The following is a 19972-nucleotide window of genomic DNA, read 5'->3' on the forward strand; positions in this document are numbered from 1 at the left end:
GACGCCGGAAACTGCCTGAGCTCATTTCCGCTCAAGCCCTGCCCGCATTTTTCACATTACCTCACATTTTCCACATTACGAAGCTACTCTTCCTTCATCACGTAGCCCATACCCACCAGCGTATGAATGAGCTTAGGAGTGAAGTCTTTGTCGAGTTTTTTGCGTAGGAAGTTGATGTACACATCAATGACGTTGGAGCCTGTATCGAAGGAGGTCTCCCAGACGTGCTCCAGAATATCAACGCGCGACACCACGCGGTTCTGGCTGCGCAGCAGGTACTCCAGCAGGGCAAACTCCCGGGCCGTGAGCTGAATGGTCTGGCCGGCGCGCTGCACCAGCTTCCGGCTGGGGTCAAGAGTGAGGTCGGCCAAGCGCAGGACCGAATTGGCGGAGGGGGAGTCGTGGCGGCGGCGCGTGAGGGCCCGGATGCGGGCCAACAACTCCTGAAACGCAAACGGCTTCACCAGATAATCGTCCGCGCCGGCATCGAGGCCCCGGATTTTATCGTCGGTTTCGCCCAGGGCCGTGAGCATCAGAATGGGTACGCTGGTATCATGGGCGCGCACCTGACGGCACACTTCCAGTCCGCTGAGGCCGGGCAACAGCGTATCCAGAATCAGCAGATCATAGGAATTGGCTTGGGCCAGGCGCAGCCCCAGTACCCCATCGGCGGCCAGATCTACGGTATGATGTTGCTCCGTGAGGCCCTGGTGCAGAAAGGAGGCCACTTTGGGTTCGTCTTCGACCAACAGAATTTTCATGGACAGGCTATACGCGAATGGAAGGCGGAAAGGTAGTACCACCCGGCCGGACACCGGACAAAACAACTTTGCGCCCTCCTGACCGCCCAGAGCCCATTACTTATATCAATACAAAAAAATATCCGAATAATTTAAATAAATCTTGACTTTACGGCTTCAATCCAATACGTTTATGGAAATATTCAATAGAAGTGTTTGGGCATTCAATTACCTCCCTACACTTTTTCTGAGCTCTTTCCGCAGAATCCATTTGCTGCTTTTCTCTCCCCTATGCGCCTCTCCCTCCGCTTCCGTTATCTGCTGGTGTTGCTGCTGCCATTACTGGCCGGGTTGGACAGCTGCGTTTCGCAGCGCAAACTTCCCTACCTGCAGGGCAGCAGCTACAGCACCCGCACCCCGGTAACGGTGGACAACATCCGCCAGCAGTACCGCATTCAGCCCGGTGATGTGCTCAGCATTCGGGTACAGAGCGTGCAGCAGCAGATGAACGACATGTTCAACACCGTGGATGCCCGGGCTGTGTTCAACGGTGACCCCGGCAACCTCTACCTCACCGGCTATTCCGTGGACGAGGCCGGGACCATCAATCTGCCCACGGTGGGCCGCCTGAAGGTACTGGGCCTCACGGTGGAAGAAGCTCAGGCACTGGTCCAGCAGCAGGTGGGCACATATATCAGCAAAGCGAATGTGCTGGTGAAGCTGCTCTCCTTTAAGGTGACGGTGCTGGGCGAGGTGCGCGTGCCGGGCCGCTACTTCGTGTACAACGCGCAATGCACCGTGCTGGAAGGACTGGGCCTGGCCGGCGACCTGACTGAGTTCGGCAACCGCCAGAACGTGAAGCTGATCCGGCAGACCGCCAAAGGCTCGGAGGTAGTGCTGCTCGACCTGACTGATCCGGCCCTGCTTACCTCGCCCTACTTCTACCTGCTGCCCAACGATGCCTTGTACGTGGAGCCGATGAAAGCCCGCACCGACCGGGGCAATGCCGGCAACCTGGCGCTGGTATTCGCCGGCATTTCGGCGGTGGTGCTGGTGCTCAACTACCTGAAAATACTCTGATGCCCGTGGCCTGATTACCACCGAACTTCCCCTCCTCCTACAATTAAACGCCTATCGGAATGGAACAACGCCCCTCTACTCCCGCTGATGACCTTGATCTGCACGAGCTTTTCTTCCGGTTACGCAACCGCTGGCCGTTGTTCCTCGCTTCGTTGCTGCTGGCCGGGCTGGCAGCCTTTTTCTACCTGAAAGTAAAGCAGCCCGTGTACGCTTTCCGCTCCACCATGCTCCTCGGCGACCAGGGCACCGGCTCGAAGCAGGCGCAGGAGCTGCTAAAAATACTGGAAGTCAAGGAAAAAGGATCCAAGATGGAGGATGAAATTGGCTTGCTTACCTCCGCCGACATGGTGCAGCGTGCCCTCAAACGCCTGCCGTTTGAGGCCAGCTACTACGCGGCCCCTACTTCGTGGCTGAACTCCATGAAAGATATTCAGGTGCAGGAGCGGCCGGCCGGCGCGGTACCCTTCCGCCTGATCCCCGACCCCAATGCTCCCCAGCTCACGGGCGTCCGCATTTACGTAGACCCGCTGCCCGACGGCCGGTACCATGTGCAGGCCGATGCCGAAAAAGGCCAGCTCTACAGCCTGCCCACCAGCGAGCTGGTGCGGGAAGTACTGAATCCGCATATCAATGAGATGGTACGGCCCGGCGATACGCTCCGTACGCCTTTGCTTACGGCCGTATTGCAGGCGGAGCCCGGCTACCCGGCCCAGGCTACGCTGGAACGGTACTTTGTGCAGCTGCGCGACCAGGCCAGCCTGACCGGGGAATACCAGCAGCACCTCACCGTGCGCCCCATCGACCGGGAATCCCGCATTGTGGAGCTGGCCAGCAAAGGCAGCGTGCCGCAGAAGGAAATCCAGTTTTTGGATACCCTGATGCGGGTGTACGTGGAAAACGACCTGCGCAACAAGAACGTCACGGGCCAGAAAACGGTAGCGTTCCTGGACAAGGAAATCGGCCATTTGTCAGACTCACTGCGGCGCTCCACGGCCGCGCTCAGCTCCTTCCGGGCTGCCAGGGGCATGGTAGATGCCGGGGCGCAATCGGCCAGCGGCATTCAGCAGCAGGGCGAGCTGGAAATGCTGCGGGCTAAGGTGAGCACCAACCGCAAATATTACCAGAACATGCTCAGCTACCTCCGCTCCCACCAGGGTGCGGGCCAGCTGGCGGCTCCTACCAGTGTGGGCATTGAAGACCCAGTAGTAAACAACCTGATTCTGCAGCTTACTGACCTGAACAGCCAACGGGCAGCCCTGGGCGTGAATGCTTCCCTGGAAAACCCGATGGTTACCATTCTGGAGGAGCGCATCAAAGTAGCCAAGGAAAGCCTGGCCCAGACGCTGCTGAACATGACCCGCGCCGCCGATATTGCCCTCCGCGACCTGGACGGCCAATTAGGCCGGGTGCGCGGCACCATGAGCCAGATGCCCGAAAACGAGCGGCAGCTGGCCACTCTGAAAAGCAAGACCGACTTCAACGACAAAAACTACCAGTTCCTGATTGAGAAGCGGGCCGAAGCTGCCATTGCCCTGGCCACCAATGCCACCGACAAGAAAGTAGTGGATGTAGCGGCCATGAACGGCGACGGACCTACCGCTCCCAAACCCGGCATGGTGGCCCTCATTGCAGTGGTGGCAGGCCTGCTGCTGCCGCTGGGCGTTACGCTGATGATGCACAAGGCCAACCGCCTGATTCAGAGCAAGGAAGACCTGTCGCGCATCACCACCATCCCGATGCTGGGCGTGGTGGCCCACGGCACGAAGCAGGACAAGGAAAACATGCTGCGCGACCCCAAAGGCCCCATTGCCGAGTCGTTCCGCTCCATTCGGGTGAACCTGCAGTACCTCTCGGCGGGGCTGGATAAGAAGGTTATCGGCGTCACATCGTCGGTGCCGGGCGAGGGCAAAACCTTCTGCACCGTGAACCTGGCCTCCGAAATGGCCCTGAGTGGCCGGAAGGTGCTGCTGCTGGAATGTGACCTGCGCCGCCCCACCGTGGCGGGCTACTTCGGGCTGCAGGATGTGTGCGCCGAGCATGGCCTGAGCAGCTACCTGATGGGTTTGAGCACGTTTGAGGAATGCCGCCACTCCTCCATGGTGCGCAACCTGGACGTGCTGTGCTGCGGCCCCATTCCTCAGAACCCCACTGAGCTGCTGGAAAGCCAACGCATGGATGATTTGATGGCCCGTCTGCGCGCGGAGTATGATTATGTGCTCGTCGATACGCCACCCACCGGCTACGTGGCCGAGTTCTTCATGCTGCTGCGCCACCTCGATGCCAACGTATATGTAGTGCGCCAGAACTATACCGACAAGGGCCTGATCAGCCAGATCAACGAGCTGCATCTGGAGCAGAAGGTGAAGCAGATTTACATGATCATCAATGACATGCACTTCACCAAAACCTACGAGTACCGCTACAAGGAAAAAGCCTACACCTACGGCTACTGAGCCGGCTGCTCTTTCTCGCCCCAGTTCCCCGGCCCACCGTTGCCGGGGAGCAAAATTCCCCGCTCTGCCGCACTCCACCTATTCCAGGCACCTTCTATTCCGGATTGCCTCATGGCATCTTCCTCCTCTCCGAACCTGACTACCGCCGCCGTGCACGGCGTGAAATGGACCACGGCCGCCACCATCATCACGGCCGTACTACAGATTGGCTACACGGCCACCATGGCCCGGCTCCTGACGCCGGCGGCCTTCGGGCTGGTGGCGCTGGCGGGCGTGATTCTGCGCTTCGGCTCCTATTTCGCCCAGATGGGCATGGAGCAGGCTATTATTCAGAAAGCCGAATTGACCCGCGCCGACGTGCGGGCGGCCTTCACGTCGTCGGTGGCGCTGGGGGTACTGTTTGCCGGCCTGCTCGTGCTGGCCGCGCCGTTGGCCGCCGGCATTGTGCGGCAGCCCGAAGTGGTGCCGGTAGTACGCGTACTGGCGGTGGGCATCTTCCTGACGGGCCTTAACGCCACGGCCCTGAGCCTGCTACGCCGCCACATGAAGTTCCGGACGCTGGCCCTCATTGAGGTGGCTTCCTACGTTATCAGCTACGGCGCGCTGGGCATCGGGCTGGCGTTCCAGGGTTTCGGGGTCTGGAGCTTGGTGGCCGCCACGCTGGGCCAGGGCCTGCTGCTGACGGTGCTGAGCTACCTGGCCGAGCGCCACGATGTGCGTCTGCTGTTCGACTGGGAAACCTATCGGCCGCTGGTAGCCTACGGCAGCCGCATGTCGGCCATCAGCTTTCTGGAATTCGTGACCGGCTCCCTCGATACGCTGCTCATCGGACGGCTGCTGGGGGCGGCGGCCCTGGGCATTTACAGCCGGGGCTGGATGCTGATTGGCCTGCCGGTATACCTACTGACGACCAGCGTCTCGAAGGTGGTGTTTCCCTCCTTCAGCCAAGTGCAGGCCGACCGGCCCCGGCTGCGGACCGTGTACCTGAGCAGCATCACGCTTATTGCGGCCCTCGTGATTCCCATTTGTGCCGGCGCGGCCGTGGCCGCCTCGGAAATCGTGCGCGTGATGCTGGGCTCCGGCTGGACGGCGGCCGTACCGGTGCTGCAGGTGGTGTGCGCGGCTTTCAGCCTGAGTATGGTGACAATGTTTGCCGGGGTAGTGTGCGATGCTACGGCCACGCTCACGCCCAAGCTCTGGCTGAATCTATTGTACGCGGTGCTGCTCACGGGCCTGTTTTTTGGGCTGAGCCGCTACGGCCTGCTGGGCGTGGCCGCCGCCGTGGTAGCTGGCGAGGTTATCCGCACTATTCTGTATCTGGTGCTGATGCGCCGGGTCCTGGCCGTGACCGTGTCGGAGGTGTTAGGTTCCTACGGGCCGGGGCTGCTGGCGGGTGTGGTCGTGGTGGTGGGCATTGCCGGCGTGCGCCTGCTGCTGCCCCCCGGCACGGTGCCGGCCGCCGTCCTGCTCATCCTGGAAATGCTGGCCGGGGCCTTACTGCTGGCCGCCGGTACGCTGGTGGCCCCGCCGGCCCGCCTACGCCAGGTGCTGCGCCGCCTGCTGAGCCGCCTCCACGACGGCCAGGCCGCACCCGGCCTTCTGGCCCATTTGCTTACAAGTTTCTCGGCCAGGCTGGCCCGCCTCGATGGTGAGAAGTTGCCCGCCGTTCCTACCGCTCCTGTTGCCCGCCGCCCTCAGCCCGCCCTGCTGCCCGATCCTGAAACCGAACTGGTATAACCATGCGTGTTCTCTACGACCATCAGGCGTTTACTCTCCAGGACTTCGGAGGTGTATCCCGCTACCACCACGAGCTGCTCTGCCATGCCAACTGGCAATCGGAGTTGGCAGTGGCCCTAAGCAACAACCTGTACCTACGCGATGGTAAGTACAGCCGTCACCGCACATTTCTGCCCAATTCCTCATTGCCGGCCCGCTGGCGCGTAATTCGGTACTTCAACCAGCGGGCCTCCCGGCAGGCCCTGCGCCGGGGCGAATTCGACGTGTTTCACCCCACGCTGGCCGACGACGACTACTTCCTCGACCTGCTGGCTCCCGAGCAGCCGCTGGTCGTCACGATTCACGACATGATTCCGGCGTTGTTTCCGGAGCACTACCCCGACCGGGACGCCGGCGTGCTCACGCGCATCGTGCAGCGGGCCAGCCGCATCATCACCGTGTCGGAAAACACCCGGGCTGATGTACTGCGGCTGCTGCCGGTAGCCCCCGAGCGGGTACGGGTAGTGTACCACGGCTACGCCGACCGGGAGTATTCCTCGAGCGGTCCGACCCTGGCCTTGCCCGAGCGGTACGTGCTGTTTACGGGCAGTCGGGCACTGTACAAGAATTTCGGCTGCCTAGTAGAAGCCTTGGCCCTGCTGCCGCCGGCTACAGCCCAGGGCCTGCATCTGGTGTGTGCCGGGGGCGGCCCGTTCTCCGCCCCGGAGCGGGAGCTGCTGCACCGCACCGGCTGGGCCGAGCGCGCCCACCAGTTCGGGCCGGTGTCAGATGCGCAGCTTAATCAGCTGTACCGACAGGCCCAAGTGTTTGTGTTCCCCTCCGAGTATGAAGGTTTTGGGCTACCCATTCTGGAAGCCTACGGCCAGCAGTGCCCGGTGCTGCTAAGCGAGGCCTCCTGCTTTCCGGAAATTGCCCGCGAGGCCGCCCTCTACTTCCCGCCCAACCAGCCCGTCGCCCTGGCCGAGCAGCTCGCCCGCTTGCTGACGGATACCCACCTACGCCGCTACTTAGTACGACTGGGCCAGCTGCGCCTGCTTGACTTCACCTGGCAATACACCGCCCGCCGCACCCGGGAAGTGTACGAGGAAGCCTGCCAGGACAACCGGCTGTCGGTTGTCTCAACCCAGGCTACTAGTCCCATTCCAGCCCTGGAGCTATGAGAATCAATTTCCGCTTCCTGCATATTCTGCCCCTGCTGCTGGTACTGGTGACCGACCGGGCCTTTACCGAGTTCCTGGTAAAGGATGAGGATGACCCCATACTGAGCCAGTATGGCTACCTCATTACGGCCCTTTCCCTGGGGCTGATTGTATGGTATTTCCGGTATCTGGGCCCAATAATGCGCCGGTGGCTGCTGGCAACGGTGGTCGTTGTTGGACTGCTGGTTCTGGAATCATATAATGGCTGGGGTACGCCCATGGTGTACCCGCACGTATTTGCCAAACTCACTATCCTACTGCCCATTTTTGCGCTGTTTGCCTACTACCGCTGCCATGCGCTGCCCGTGAGTCTGCTCATGTTCCTGGTGCTGCTGGGGCTCACCGTGAACCTGGCCGTTTACCATCCGGAAGCCCTGAGTTTGTCGGCTTTTCTGGAGAATGAGCGGGGATTTCAGGTGACATCAGCGCTGCTGCTGCTATTGCCGGCCCTGTATTACTTTAACCAGTACCTGACCCGGGGCGGCCTGCTACGGCTAGGCATATTCTTCGTCATTCTGGCCCTGATTGTGTTTCTGCAGCACCGCACCGTGTGGCTAACTACGGCCCTGGCCCTGGTGGTGAATGGGCTGCTGATTGCCTTCCGCCGGGTGGAAGGCATACGGCTGACTGCCAACCGCCTCCTGCCGATTCTGCTGCTGCCGCTGGTGGTGGGTAGCCTGGGCGGCGTTGCCGTGGTGCTCGATAACCCGCAGGTACTGAAGAAGCTGGAAGAAAGCGTGTCGGACATCGAAAACGCCGACAAGCAGGGTACCGGCAGCTGGCGTCTCAAGCAGATTGAAGCCTACCAGCCATTTGTGGAGGAAAATCCGGTGGTGGGCATGCGCCTCGAGGGCTTCGAGTTGCCCATTCAGTTTTACGGCGACGGCGACGCCCCCATCTGGCGCGACCGGACCGGCCACCACTTCCACAGCTTCTACCTCGACCGGCTATTCTACTTCGGCATTCTGGGGTTGCTGCTGGTGGTGTCCGTGCCCATTGGGCTGCTGGTGCGCCGCGTGCGGCAGCCGGTACCGTTCAGCCCCACCACGGCGGCGTTGGTGAGTTTCATCTCCTGCACGCTGCTCTACGGGTTTTCCTACGACTGGCCGCCCTACCTCTACGCCCTGCTGGGCCTTACCCTAGCCGCCGCTTTCCCCCTTCCTTATGTGGCCCCAGTGCCGGCCCGCTCTGCCATCCGGCCGGCGCAATCCGGTGCCCCGGCCGGTCTTCCTTACCCTGCACCTCAAGCTTCTGCCGCGTATGTTGCTCTCCCCTGACGCCTCCGCCCCTCTGCAAACAGCGGTACTGCTACTGATTTTCAACCGTCCCGAAACTACCCGGCGCGTGTTTGAAGCCGTGCGCCGGGCCCGTCCGCCCCGCCTGTACCTGGCCGCCGACGGACCCCGCACCACGCACCCCGACGACCCCGCCCGCTGCGCCGCCGCCCGCGCCATTGTGGCCGATATCGACTGGCCCTGTGAAGTATTTACACTGTTCCGGACCACCAACCTGAACTGCGGCGTCGGCCCGGCGTCGGCCATCGACTGGTTTTTCCGGCAGGAAGAAGAAGGTATCATTCTGGAAGATGACTGCGTACCGACGCCCTCCTTTTTCCGGTTTTGCGAGGAACTACTCGGCCGCTACCGCCACGATACCCGCGTGATGCACATTGGAGGCAACAACTTCAGCCGGGAAGCCCGGGCCGCGCGCCCGGTGGAGGCCGAGTCGTACTATTTTTCCACGCAGGTGAACAGCTGGGGCTGGGCTACCTGGCGGCGAGCCTGGCAGCTGTATGATTTTCACCTCAATCAGTTTCAGCCCCTGCAGGAACAGGGCAAGCTCCGGGGCCTGTACAGTTCGGGGCTGGAAAGTCGCTACCGCCTCAGCAAAATAGCCAGCGTACTGGATCTGCCCGAGCCGCCCGACGTGTGGGACTATCAGTGGCACTTTGCCATTGTGGCCAACTCGGGGCTGTGCGTGGTACCGGCCGTGAATCTGGTGGGCAACATTGGGTTTGGCGACGACAGCACCCACACCCAGGATGCTACCGACGAGTTTGCCAATGTGCCTACCCGTGAGTTGAGCTTCCCGCTGCGCCATCCGGCCCAAGTGCTCCGCGACCAGCGTCGGGACCGGCAACGGTTCCGGGAGTTCTTCTGGGGGCGGGTTTCCGCCAAACTCCGTCGTACCGTCCGCCAGCTGCTGCACCGCGCCCCGGCCCGCCCGACTCCGGCCCGACCTGCGCTGCCGCTGCCTACCGCCTCACGACCTCATACCCAACTCGCATGAACGTTCTGATTTCAGCCTATGCCTGCAACCCGGTTAATGGCGGAGAAGATGGCTTTGGATTCAACTGGACCTGGCAGACCGCCCGGCGCGGTCACCGCGTGTGGTGCATTACCAACCCCGATGGCCGCGCCGGCATCGAGCCGTTTATGGCCGAACATGGTCATGAACTGAGCCCCAATCAGCTACAGTTTCTGTTTGTGGCCGTACCAGCCTGGGTGCAGTTTCTGCACCGCTGGCAGTTTGGCGTGTACCTGCACTATATGGTGTGGCAGTACCTGGCCTGGAAAGAAGCCCGCCGCCTGAGCCAGACCGTAGAGTTCGACTACGTGCACCACGCCACCTACGGTAGCCTGCAGATGGGCTCCTGGATGTGGCGCCTGGGCAAGCCGCTCATCTTTGGGCCGGTGGGCGGGGCGCAGCGGGCCCCGGAGGCCTTCCGGGCCTTCATTCCCGATTGGTTTAAGTCGGAAACCATGCGCAACGCTATTGGCTGGCTGCTGATGACCTTCGACCCCAACGTGCGCCAGACGCTCCGCCACGCTACCGTGGTACTGGCCACTAATTCCGAAACCGCCGACCTGGCCCGCCGGCTGGGGGCGCGGCGGGTAGAGCTATTTCTGGATTCGGGCCTGCCGGAGTCCTTTTTTCCGGCGGTGTTTCCGGAGCGTGAGGTCTCCCCTACCCTGCGCCTGCTGTGGCTGGGCCGGCTGTTTCCTCGCAAAGCATTGCAACTGGCCCTCGATGCGCTGAGCCGGGTGGACCGGCGGATTCCCTTTCACCTCACCATCATCGGGGCCGGACCGCTCGGCCCGCAGATTCCGGGCTGGATTGCCCGCTACGGCCTTGAAGGCCGCGTCACCTGGCGCGGGGCCGTCTCGTGGCCGGAAGTGCGCACGGCCTTTCTCACCCACGATGCCTTTCTGTTCGGTAGCCTGCGCGACTCCTTCGCCTCGCAGTTTCTCGAAGCCATGGCCACCGGCCTGCCCATCATTACCCTCGACCACCAGGGCGCCCACGACTTTATTCCGGCCGCCGCCGGTCTGAAAGTGCCGGTCACGACGCCCGTAGTTACCGCCCATGCGCTGGCCCGGGCGGTGGAATACTTCTACCATCACCCGCTGGAACGCCGGGCCGCCGGCCAGGCCGGCTACGAATTCGCCCTTACCCAGACCTGGACCGCCCGGGCAGCCCGCCTGCAATCCTTGGTCATCCCCTTGCTCCAGCAGTCAGCAGCGCACCGTATGGCAGCGCCCCTTGAAGACGAGGACGAAAACGCCACGGCCGGCTCCCCCCAGCTGGCCCGGGCCTGATTAGGGCGGCCAGCTGTAGTTTTTGTCACTCTCCTTTCCGGTCTACTTTCTCCTTGTTCGTATGTTGTATATTGTCATCCCGGTTTTCAACCGCAAAGACTTCACCCGAGCCTGCCTCGACTCCTTGCGGCAGCAGACTACCACGGCGTTTCGGGTAGTGGTGGTAGACGATGGCTCTACCGACGGTACCGGCCAGATGCTATGCCAGGACTTTCCGGAGGTACTCCTGGAAGAAGGCGACGGCAACCTGTTCTGGACGGCGGGGGTGAACCTGGGTATCCGCCGGGCGCTGGCAGAAGGAGCCACCCAGGTCATGACCCTCAACAACGATGTGCTGACGGCCCCCGACTTTGTGGCCCAGATGCAGGCCGTAGCTGCCCAACACCCCACGGCCGTGCTGGGGGCGCTGGAGCTGGATGTCAGCACCGGACAGCCCGTGTACGGCGGCGAAACCCTGGACTGGCGCACCAACACCCGCCGCGACCTGCTGGAAACCCTGCCCCCGGAGCAGCGGCGGGGTCTGCACCCGGTCACCTACCTGCCGGGCCGGGGCCTGCTGATTCCGCGCCGGGTGCTGGAAACCATCGGGCTGTTTGATGAGAAGCGCCTGCCCCATTACCTCGCCGACTTCGATTACACCAGTGTAGCCCGCCGCCACGGCTTCCCGGTGTACTGCAACTACGACGCCCGCCTCAGCACCTACCCCGAGGAAAGCGGCCAGGAAATAACTCGCCGCCAGCGTAGTCTGCGCGGCTATTATCAGCACCTGTTCGGCATCCGGGGTGGCGGCAACCTGCGCAACTTCACCCATTTCAGCCTCAAAAACTGCCCCCGGCCTTATCTGCCCTACTTTCTGCTGAATGGCTACGCCCGCCGGCTGGTCGGCTACTTCCTTCACTAACCAGCCCCTACGGCTTTTTCCTTCCTGCTCATGCCCAGTTTTTCACTTCTGCAGCTTCTGAGTGTACTGGGCATTTTGGTAAGCGGAGTTGGCTGTACGCTGAATTCCGGCCAGAACGGGGCACTGGTTATCCGGCACGGAGGCACCTACTCCGGCCACTACGAAAGCACCGACCCGGACCAGCCCTGCATCCGCATTGCCACCACCGAGCCAGTGGTGCTGGACGGCTGCGAGCTGCGGGGTCCCGGCCGCTTAATTGACGCCACCAACGGCGGGGCCCGCCTCACGGTGCGCAACTGCCGGGGCCGGGGCCTGCTGCCAGCTGTCGACAACCGAGCCCGGGGCCGCTTTCTGGAAATCAACGACGGCGTAAGCCTGCTGGCCGAAAACAACTACCTGGAACACACGGCAGGCCTGTTGGTGTACCGCTGGCAGGGTGATGGTACGCCGCAGCAAACCATTGTGGTACGCTTCAACCAAGCCCGCAACATTGATGGACGTTTCCGTAACGGCAGCGGCGCGAAAGTCAGCTTTCTGCAGCTCAATGAAGTGCATGGCCTGACCGGTATTGACATCAGCTGGAATCAGGTTATCAATGAGCCTAACCAGAGCATGGTGGAGGATAATATCAATCTGCATAACTCCTCCGGCACGCCCGGCCGGCCGTTACGGGTGCACCATAACTACATTCAGGGAGCCTATCCGGTACCGGCTACTGCTCCCCGATTCACCGGCTCGGGCATCACCACCGATGGTGATGCCGCCTCGGCCCTCACCACTACCGCCTATGTGGAGGCCTACGAAAACTCCATCGTGAGCACCTGTAACGCGGCCATGAACATTGCGGCGGGGCATCACAACTACTATCACCATAACCGCATCATGCACAGCGGCCTGCTGCCCGATGGCACCCGCCTGCCGGCCAGCTATGCCGGCATGTCCATTTTCAATGCTTACAAAAAACCTACCGCGGTATTCTTTGCCAACCGGATAACCGATAATACCGTCGGTTACGTCAGTTGGGGGCGCCAAAGTCCGTTTCCTGACCGCCACGACCTGAGTACCGATGCCTGCCCGGCCTGTACTGGCACGCAACACCTGCCTAATCCTGTTTTGTGGGCGCAGGAAACCCGGGAGTTGGCCAACTGGCAGAATCATCTGCTGGCCCAGGGGTTTCGGGTGGGGCCACGCCAAACGGCCAAAGCAGCTGTAGCCACTTACAGCAACCCACAGTAACTAATTGACTACCAATACGTGTAAATTTTTGACCTTGGGTAAAACCCTAAAAAAGGCTCGTCACTAGTTGACGAGCCTTTTTTTTATTCAGACGTATATCTCTTATTATAATAATACAATTTCATTTTCTTTCGAATGCCCTTGCATATTCAATCTATTTTATACATTTGCAATGAACCTCAGGTATCAATCTAGCACTTTAACAAGTTACAGATTGAGCTGGTTTTCTCAGAAACAGTCCATACACGCCAGTTTGCGGAATTTGGATTGCATCTAAAAGAGAACCGAACGTTCAGCGGGTTATGCTTAACCCCTGGTGGCTGCAGATGGGATTGTGCGGAAGGATAAACAGGATTACCACAGCATTTAAGCACCTTTTCAGGTAAGCGGGTATACGTCGGAACAGAGCGACGCCACAGTGGCCAAGCGCAGCATCAGGTGCCGGATGCTGCTTCTCAGGCCCGATACACCGCTTTACCGGAAGGCAACGCAGGCGGGTTTCACCAATAGCATAAAAATCATTCGGCCACTTGGAACGAATTGTCTTTGGGAAGTAGTTTAACAAACATTCCTATATAGTTTTTTTCTTTTAAAGGCTCACAGAATGCAAAAAGGCCTCGGATCAAATTTTTCCCTGATGACTCAACCCAACCGCTCTGGTGCTCGCCTCCTGTCGTTATCGGCGGCAGTATTTTCCCTTCTGAATCTGCTGCCCTCTTCAACGCAGGCACAAGGTCAGTTTCCTACCAACATCACATACGCGGCTCCCATCACCATCACCCAAGGAGGAACGTACACGGGCAACTTTCGCAGTACTGACTCGAACACGCCCTGTATCCGCATTCAGACTACCCAGCCCGTTACCATTACTGGCTGCACCCTGGTTGGTGCCGGCGACCTGATTGACGCCAAAAACGGCGGCTCGACGCTGGTGATTACTAACAATAAAGGCTACGGCACGCAGCAGAGCGTGGATAACCGCCGCCACGGCCGCTTTCTGGAGGTCAACTCCGGCCGCTCGGTCCGGGTGGAAAACAACTACTTCGAGCATACTTCCGGTATTGCGGCTTACCAGTGGGGCGGCGACGGTTCGGCCTCGCAAACCCTGACGGTACGCTTCAACCAGGCCAAAAATATTGACGGCCGCTACCGCAACGGCGGGGGCCAGTACGTGCAGTTCTGCGGCCTGAATCAGGTGCGCAACGTGGGTAACATGGAAATTGCCTGGAACCAGGTGGTGAACGAGCCCAACAATAGCCTGGTGGAAGACAACATTAACTTCTACAACTCCGGCGGCGTGCAGCAGAGCCCGGCCCGGGTGCACGATAACTACGTGCAAGGTGCCTACCCCTACCCCGCCAACGGCAACACCTTTACGGGAACGGGCATGACTACCGACGGTGACGGCTCCTCGCCGACGACCACGGCCGCCTTCATCGAGGCGTATAACAACCAGTTCATTTCGACCTGCAACGCGGCCATGAACATTGCCGCTGGCCACGATATTTATTTCCATGATAACCGCATGGTAACCAGCGCGCTGATGCCCAATGGCACACCGCTGAATGCCACGTACGCGGCCACGGCTATCTTCAATGCCTACCAGCAGCCCGGCAACGTTTTCTATAACAACCGCACGGTAAACAATACCATCGGGTTTGTAAAGAACGGGTACAATGTGCCCTTCGCTAACCGCCACGACCTAAGCTCGGGGGCCTGCGCTACCTGCACCGGCACCAACCACCTGCCCAACCCCATTACCTTGCAGACGGAGCAGAACGAGCTGACACTGTGGCAGCAAAAGCTGCAGCAGAACGGCATTACGCTGGGCTCGGGTGGTACCAACTCGGGTGGCACTACTACGCCCGCCCCGGCCCCGACGCCTACCCCCGCTCCGACCCCGGCACCAGCTCCCGTTGACCCCGCTAACGCCGTCTTCGTACGAGCCATTAACGTGAACGGCGCCGCTGCTACCATTGATGGTAAGAGTTGGGAAGCTGGCAGCAGTGCTGCGGGCGTCCAGATCAACGGTACTACCTTCGCCAACCAGGGTGTAACCCTGAGCCCCGCCACCGATGCGGCCCGCGCTACCATGATTCGCTCCTCGGCGTACAGCACTGCGCTGTCGGCCAACGTGAGCGTGAGCAACGGCACCTACCTGGTGTATGCCTACGTATGGGAAGACAACAATGCCACTACTTACAGCTTGGCCCTCGAAGGCCAGACGGTGCAGAGCAACTATAATAGCGGCGCGGCCGGCACCTGGCGTCGTCTGGGTCCGTTCACGGCCAACGTAACCGATGGCACTATCAGCCTGACCACTTCGGGCGGTGATGCGAACCTGTCGGGCATTGAAATCTGGCGGGCTGGCACTGCGGCCCCTCAGAACCAGGCTCCCACGGTAAGCCTAGCTGCTGCCAGCTCCTCGGTAACGGTGAACTCGGCCCTGGCCCTGACGGCCACCGCCGCCGACGCCGATGGCTCGGTAGCCAAGGTGGAGTTCTTCAACGGCACCACCAAGCTGGGTGAAGATACCTCGGCCCCCTACCAGCTAAGCTGGACGCCTACCACCGCCGGCACCGTTTCGCTCACGGCCAAAGCCACTGATAATGCCGGAGCTACTACTACCTCTGCCGCCGTTGGTGTAACCGTAAACACGGCCGCAACAGCCACGTTCTACCGCGCCATCAACCTCAATGGCTCAGCCACCACACTGGATGGTAACGCCTGGCAGGGTAGCAATGCAGCAAACTACACCACCAATGGCACCACCTTCGCTAACCAGGGTGTAACGCTGAACCCGGCTACCACTACGGCCCGGGCCCAGATGATCCGCTCGTCGGTGTACAGCCGCAACCTAACCTTCACAATGACCAGCGTCCCGAATGGCTCGTACGACGTGTATGCCTACATCTGGGAAGACAACGCAGCCCAGACGGTGAGCATCCGGATAAACGGCCAGGCAGCCCTGACCAACTACAATACCGGCGGTGCCGGCTCCTGGAAGAAGATTGGCCCGTACGCGGTAACCGTTACCAACGGCACCATTCAGCTGGTAGGCAGCGGCGGCGACCTGAACCTCTCGGGGGTGGAAGTATGGAGCAAAGGCAGCACCGCCTTCCAGCCACTGAACCCCTTCCAACCGGCTCCTGCCACTATGGCTGCCGTACTGAGCCCAACCTGGGGTGATGCTTCGGCGGCAGCAGTGGTGCGGCCGGACCTGGTTGCCACGCTGGTACCGGTTTCGCGCCAGCGCGTGGCCCCTCGCCTGAGCTAACCCGTTAGCTGCCAGCCCTCGGCAGTAACTGAAAGCCCAATAAAAGCCAGACTCCTTACGGAGTCTGGCTTTTTGTGTTTGCGGCAAATGTCTGAACAGGATATATTTTACTTATTCAAGTTTAAAAATAAATATTTCAGTAAAATGTATTGGATATATAATTTATAATACAATAATTTGTCGTAAAAGTTCTACGCGCAACTTTGCGCCGATGCTGCTGTCTCACTTTCTATTCGCACCTCTATGAAGCGCGCACTCATTACGGGCATCACGGGCCAGGATGGCTCTTACCTCGCCGAACTACTTCTGAGCAAGGGCTACGAAGTCCACGGCATCAAGCGCCGCTCGTCCATGTTCAACACCGAGCGGATTGACCACCTGTACCAGGACCCCCACGAGCGAAACGTGCGCTTCAAGCTGCACTACGGCGACCTGACGGACTCCACCAACCTGATCCGGATTGTGCAGGAAGTACAGCCCGATGAGATTTACAACCTCGGGGCCATGTCGCACGTGAAGGTGAGCTTCGACACGCCCGAGTACACGGCCGACGTGGATGGTGTGGGCACCTTGCGCCTACTGGAGGCGGTGCGCATTCTGGGCCTCACCCACAAAACGCGCATCTACCAGGCCAGCACCTCCGAGCTATACGGACTGGTGCAGGAAGTGCCCCAGCGCGAAACCACACCCTTCTACCCCCGCTCGCCGTACGCCGTGGCCAAGCTGTACGGCTTCTGGATTACGGTTAACTACCGCGAGGCCTACGGCATGTATGCCTGCAACGGCATCCTGTTCAACCACGAAAGCCCCCAGCGCGGCGAAACCTTCGTCACGCGCAAAATCACCCGGGCCGCCACCCGCATTGCCCTGGGCCTGCAGGATAAGCTGTATCTGGGCAACTTGGATGCCAAGCGCGACTGGGGCCACGCCAAAGACTACGTGGAAGCCATGTGGCGCATGCTCCAGCAGGAGCAGCCCCGCGACTACGTGGTGGCCACCGGCGTAACAACCACCGTACGCGAGTTTGTGCGCCTAGCATTTGCTGAGCTGGGCATTGAGGTAGGCTTCAACGGCAATGGGGTGCAGGAAACCGGCTTCGTGGTGGCCTGCCATCACCCCGATTTTCAGCTGGCCGTGGGCCAAGAAGTGGTGGCGGTGGATAAGGCGTATTTCCGCCCTACGGAGGTGGAACTGCTCATCGGCGACCCCACGCGGGCCAAAACCGAGCTGGGCTGGGAGCCCCAATACGACCTGCCGGCCCTGGTGCAGGACATGGTGCAGGCCGACCTGCGCCTATTCCGCCGCGACGCCGTGCTGCTGGAAGCCGGCCACCAGATCATGTACCACGACGAGTAAGCGGTGAAATGGTGAGGTGGTGAATTGGTGAGTTTGACGGGCTGTCTGTGCAAATGGCACAAACAGACCCAATAAGACCGCCAGAACATCAAACTCACCATCTCACCACCTCACCATTTCACTTATTCTCTCCCTCATGGAACACAACGCCAAACTATACGTGGCCGGCCACCGGGGCATGGTGGGCGCGGCCCTGGTGCGCCGCCTCAAGGCGGCGGGCTACCACAACCTCGTCACGCGCACGTCCCAGGAGTTGGACCTGCGTGACCAAGCCGCCGTGGAGGATTTCTTCGCGCTGGAAAACCCTGATTACGTATTGCTGGCCGCCGCCAAGGTAGGTGGTATTCAGGCCAACAACGTGTACCGGGCTGATTTTTTGTACGACAACCTCATGATTCAGAGCAACGTGCTGCGCGAAAGCCAACGGCACGGCGTGCGCAAGCTGCTGTTTCTGGGCTCCTCCTGCATTTACCCCAAACTGGCCCCGCAGCCCATCAAGGAAGAATACCTGCTGACCGGCCTACTGGAACCCACCAACGAGCCTTACGCCATTGCCAAAATTGCCGGTCTCAAACTCTGCGAAGCCTACCGCAGTCAGTACGGCTGCAACTTCATCTCGGCCATGCCCACCAACCTCTACGGCCCCGGCGACAACTACGACCTGCAGAACTCCCATGTGTTGCCGGCCCTGTTGCGCAAGTTTTCGGAGGCTGTTACGCTGGGACTGCCCCGGGTGCCGGTGTGGGGCACGGGCACGCCGCGCCGCGAGTTTCTGCACGTAGATGACCTGGCCGATGCCTGCCTGCACCTGCTGCTGCACTACAACGGAGCCGAACCTGTCAACATCGGCACCGGCCGCGACATCAGCATTCAGGAGTTGGCCGACTTGGTGGCCGAACTGACGGGCTACGCGGGCGAAATCCTGTTCGACTTCTCCAAGCCCGACGGCACGCCCCGTAAGCTCTTGGATGTAAGCAAACTGCACAAGCTGGGCTGGCAGCACTCCATTGGGCTGCGCGAGGGCATCACGGCCGTGCTGCAGTCGGCCGACTGGCAGCGGGCTACCCAGCTTCCCGAACCCCAATTCGCTTGAATGACCTGATTTTTACCCATCCAGCCCCGGTTACTATGCACGATGTACTTCTGCGGGCCCAGCGCAAAGCGGGCCGGCTGCTCCGCGAGTGGGTCCCGTATAACAGCCACTACCGGCCCGCCGGGGTGCATGCCAGCAGCCGGGCATTAGCGGCGCAGCCAGGCAGCGGTGCCGCCTATTTCGGCGTAGTGCCCGGCTACATTTCCCACTTGGCTATTCCTACTGATTTCTACCAGCATGCCACGGTGTACCAAGGGTTACACGGCAAACCCAACCGCCAGGAAAAGGTACCGCCGGCCTTTGTGGTAGAGCTGCTGGATGGCCGGGTATACGCCGACAATTTCAACAGCGTAGCCATACTAGCGGCCGATGGCAAACTGGTAGGCGACGTCTCGTTTCAGTACAATGGGCAGCAGTGGAACATCACCCCGCCCCAGGAAAACAACATCTTTCAGCAGCTTTACTTTCAGGAGCCACTGGATGTACCCGGCACGGTGTGCAGCCTGCTTTCGGGCGGTGGCGCGGCCAGTGGCAATTACTACCACTGGCTGATTGACTCGCTGCCCCGCCTGCATCTGGTGCAGGCGGCCGGCCTGCTGGATGCCGTGGATTTTTTCCTAGTGTATGACAAATCGAAACGATTTGTGCAGGATACGATGCAGGCGTTGGGCATCGGCCCCGAGCGGCTGCTGGATGTAACCGAGCGGCAGCATGTGCGGGCCCGCTCCCTGCTGGCGACTTCCAGCGTACGGGGCAACCTTACGCACACTCCCAACTGGGCCTGCGACTTCCTGCGCAGTATTCTGCTCCCAGCGCCCATAGTAGCCCGGCAGTTCAGCCCCTACATCTACATCAGCCGCCGTGACGCACCGGGCCGCCATATTCTTAATGAGACGGCGGTAGAGGCGCTGTTACAGGAATTCGGGTTTGAAAGCCACGTGCTGACGCCTTACTCCCAGGACGAGAAAACCGCGTTGTTTGCCCAGGCCCGCATTATCGTTTCCTCGGTGGGGGCCGGGCTGGCCAATATTGTGGTAAGTCCGGTCGGGGCGCAGCTCATTGAGCTGTTTCCCACCAGCTTTGTAGTAGCGGATTACTTGGAAGTCACTTCCCGGCTGGGCATCGGCCACCACTATCTGGTGTGCGAAACTCCCAATGCCAGCACATCACGGGCGGGGGCGCAGCGCGACGACCTGCTGGTGGATCTGGATGCCCTTCGGGCTTTACTGAAAACGGCCATCAAGCGCCAGCCGCAGCCCCTGCTGGCTTAGGTTTCCCTTCGCACGGAGTGTTGTTTCTAT

At 60.6% G+C, this 19972-nt stretch carries 14 protein-coding genes; 13 read left to right on the forward strand and 1 reads right to left on the reverse strand.

The genetic code is table 11. The features are described 5' to 3' along the window. Positions 1–83 precede the first annotated feature (83 nt). Complete coding sequence (locus tag HSW_RS14775) at positions 84–761, reverse strand: response regulator transcription factor (RefSeq protein ID WP_044002555.1); 678 nt, start codon at positions 759–761, stop codon at positions 84–86. 270 nt (positions 762–1031) lie between these two features. Between HSW_RS14775 and HSW_RS14780 the strand changes: the two genes are divergently transcribed. From HSW_RS14780 to HSW_RS14840, 13 genes are all read left to right on the forward strand, one after another. Next, the gene (locus HSW_RS14780; RefSeq protein ID WP_044002556.1) at positions 1032–1820 is read left to right on the forward strand and encodes a polysaccharide biosynthesis/export family protein; all 789 of its coding nucleotides are present in this window, start codon (positions 1032–1034) and stop codon (positions 1818–1820) included. 59 nt (positions 1821–1879) lie between these two features. Next, a complete protein-coding gene (locus HSW_RS14785) occupies positions 1880–4273 on the forward strand; it encodes a polysaccharide biosynthesis tyrosine autokinase (RefSeq protein ID WP_071883118.1) in 2394 nt (797 codons plus the stop codon). A 111-nt stretch (positions 4274–4384) separates the two neighbouring features. Then, on the forward strand, positions 4385–6010 hold the full coding sequence (locus HSW_RS14790; protein WP_044002558.1) for a lipopolysaccharide biosynthesis protein: 1626 nt from the start codon (positions 4385–4387) through the stop codon (positions 6008–6010). A 2-nt stretch (positions 6011–6012) separates the two neighbouring features. Beyond that, on the forward strand, positions 6013–7170 hold the full coding sequence (locus tag HSW_RS14795) for a glycosyltransferase family 4 protein (RefSeq protein WP_044002559.1): 1158 nt from the start codon (positions 6013–6015) through the stop codon (positions 7168–7170). Beyond that, on the forward strand, positions 7167–8486 hold the full coding sequence (locus HSW_RS14800) for an O-antigen ligase family protein (RefSeq protein ID WP_052346480.1): 1320 nt from the start codon (positions 7167–7169) through the stop codon (positions 8484–8486). Before HSW_RS14795 ends, HSW_RS14800 begins: the two co-directional genes overlap by 4 nt. Continuing rightward, entirely contained in the window at positions 8470–9498 is a 1029-nt protein-coding gene (locus tag HSW_RS14805) for a hypothetical protein (protein WP_071883119.1), read from the forward strand. The genes HSW_RS14800 and HSW_RS14805 overlap by 17 nt, the downstream gene beginning before the upstream one ends. Beyond that, the gene (locus HSW_RS14810; RefSeq protein WP_052346481.1) at positions 9495–10808 is read left to right on the forward strand and encodes a glycosyltransferase family 4 protein; all 1314 of its coding nucleotides are present in this window, start codon (positions 9495–9497) and stop codon (positions 10806–10808) included. Before HSW_RS14805 ends, HSW_RS14810 begins: the two co-directional genes overlap by 4 nt. Before the next feature lie 61 nt (positions 10809–10869). Then, the gene (locus tag HSW_RS14815) at positions 10870–11709 is read left to right on the forward strand and encodes a glycosyltransferase family 2 protein (protein ID WP_044002560.1); all 840 of its coding nucleotides are present in this window, start codon (positions 10870–10872) and stop codon (positions 11707–11709) included. Positions 11710–11739: 30 nt separating this feature from the next. After that, entirely contained in the window at positions 11740–12945 is a 1206-nt protein-coding gene (locus HSW_RS14820; protein WP_052346482.1) for a hypothetical protein, read from the forward strand. Between the two features lie 637 nt (positions 12946–13582). After that, on the forward strand, positions 13583–16222 hold the full coding sequence (locus tag HSW_RS14825) for an Ig-like domain-containing protein (RefSeq protein ID WP_044002561.1): 2640 nt from the start codon (positions 13583–13585) through the stop codon (positions 16220–16222). Positions 16223–16465: 243 nt separating this feature from the next. Then, complete coding sequence (gene gmd / locus HSW_RS14830) at positions 16466–17578, forward strand: GDP-mannose 4,6-dehydratase (RefSeq protein WP_044002562.1); 1113 nt, start codon at positions 16466–16468, stop codon at positions 17576–17578. 136 nt (positions 17579–17714) lie between these two features. After that, positions 17715–18671, forward strand: coding sequence for a GDP-L-fucose synthase family protein (locus HSW_RS14835; RefSeq protein ID WP_044002563.1), 957 nt, complete (start codon positions 17715–17717; stop codon positions 18669–18671). 35 nt (positions 18672–18706) lie between these two features. Beyond that, entirely contained in the window at positions 18707–19942 is a 1236-nt protein-coding gene (locus tag HSW_RS14840) for a glycosyltransferase family 61 protein (protein WP_044002564.1), read from the forward strand. The last annotated feature ends 30 nt before the right edge of the window (positions 19943–19972 follow it).

This window comes from Hymenobacter swuensis DY53 (assembly GCF_000576555.1).
Lineage (GTDB): Bacteria > Bacteroidota > Bacteroidia > Cytophagales > Hymenobacteraceae > Hymenobacter > Hymenobacter swuensis.

Excerpts from the sequence above, each read along its gene's own strand:
- HSW_RS14775 (WP_044002555.1), bottom strand. The coding sequence starts at position 761 with ATGAAAATTCTGTTGGTCGAAGACGAACCCAAAGTGGCCTCCTTTCTG.
- HSW_RS14780 (WP_044002556.1), top strand. The coding sequence starts at position 1,032 with ATGCGCCTCTCCCTCCGCTTCCGTTATCTGCTGGTGTTGCTGCTGCCA.
- HSW_RS14785 (WP_071883118.1), top strand. The coding sequence starts at position 1,880 with ATGGAACAACGCCCCTCTACTCCCGCTGATGACCTTGATCTGCACGAG.
- HSW_RS14790 (WP_044002558.1), top strand. The coding sequence starts at position 4,385 with ATGGCATCTTCCTCCTCTCCGAACCTGACTACCGCCGCCGTGCACGGC.
- HSW_RS14795 (WP_044002559.1), top strand. The coding sequence starts at position 6,013 with ATGCGTGTTCTCTACGACCATCAGGCGTTTACTCTCCAGGACTTCGGA.
- HSW_RS14800 (WP_052346480.1), top strand. The coding sequence starts at position 7,167 with ATGAGAATCAATTTCCGCTTCCTGCATATTCTGCCCCTGCTGCTGGTA.
- HSW_RS14805 (WP_071883119.1), top strand. The coding sequence starts at position 8,470 with ATGTTGCTCTCCCCTGACGCCTCCGCCCCTCTGCAAACAGCGGTACTG.
- HSW_RS14810 (WP_052346481.1), top strand. The coding sequence starts at position 9,495 with ATGAACGTTCTGATTTCAGCCTATGCCTGCAACCCGGTTAATGGCGGA.
- HSW_RS14815 (WP_044002560.1), top strand. The coding sequence starts at position 10,870 with ATGTTGTATATTGTCATCCCGGTTTTCAACCGCAAAGACTTCACCCGA.
- HSW_RS14820 (WP_052346482.1), top strand. The coding sequence starts at position 11,740 with ATGCCCAGTTTTTCACTTCTGCAGCTTCTGAGTGTACTGGGCATTTTG.
- HSW_RS14825 (WP_044002561.1), top strand. The coding sequence starts at position 13,583 with ATGACTCAACCCAACCGCTCTGGTGCTCGCCTCCTGTCGTTATCGGCG.
- gmd (WP_044002562.1), top strand. The coding sequence starts at position 16,466 with ATGAAGCGCGCACTCATTACGGGCATCACGGGCCAGGATGGCTCTTAC.
- HSW_RS14835 (WP_044002563.1), top strand. The coding sequence starts at position 17,715 with ATGGAACACAACGCCAAACTATACGTGGCCGGCCACCGGGGCATGGTG.
- HSW_RS14840 (WP_044002564.1), top strand. The coding sequence starts at position 18,707 with ATGCACGATGTACTTCTGCGGGCCCAGCGCAAAGCGGGCCGGCTGCTC.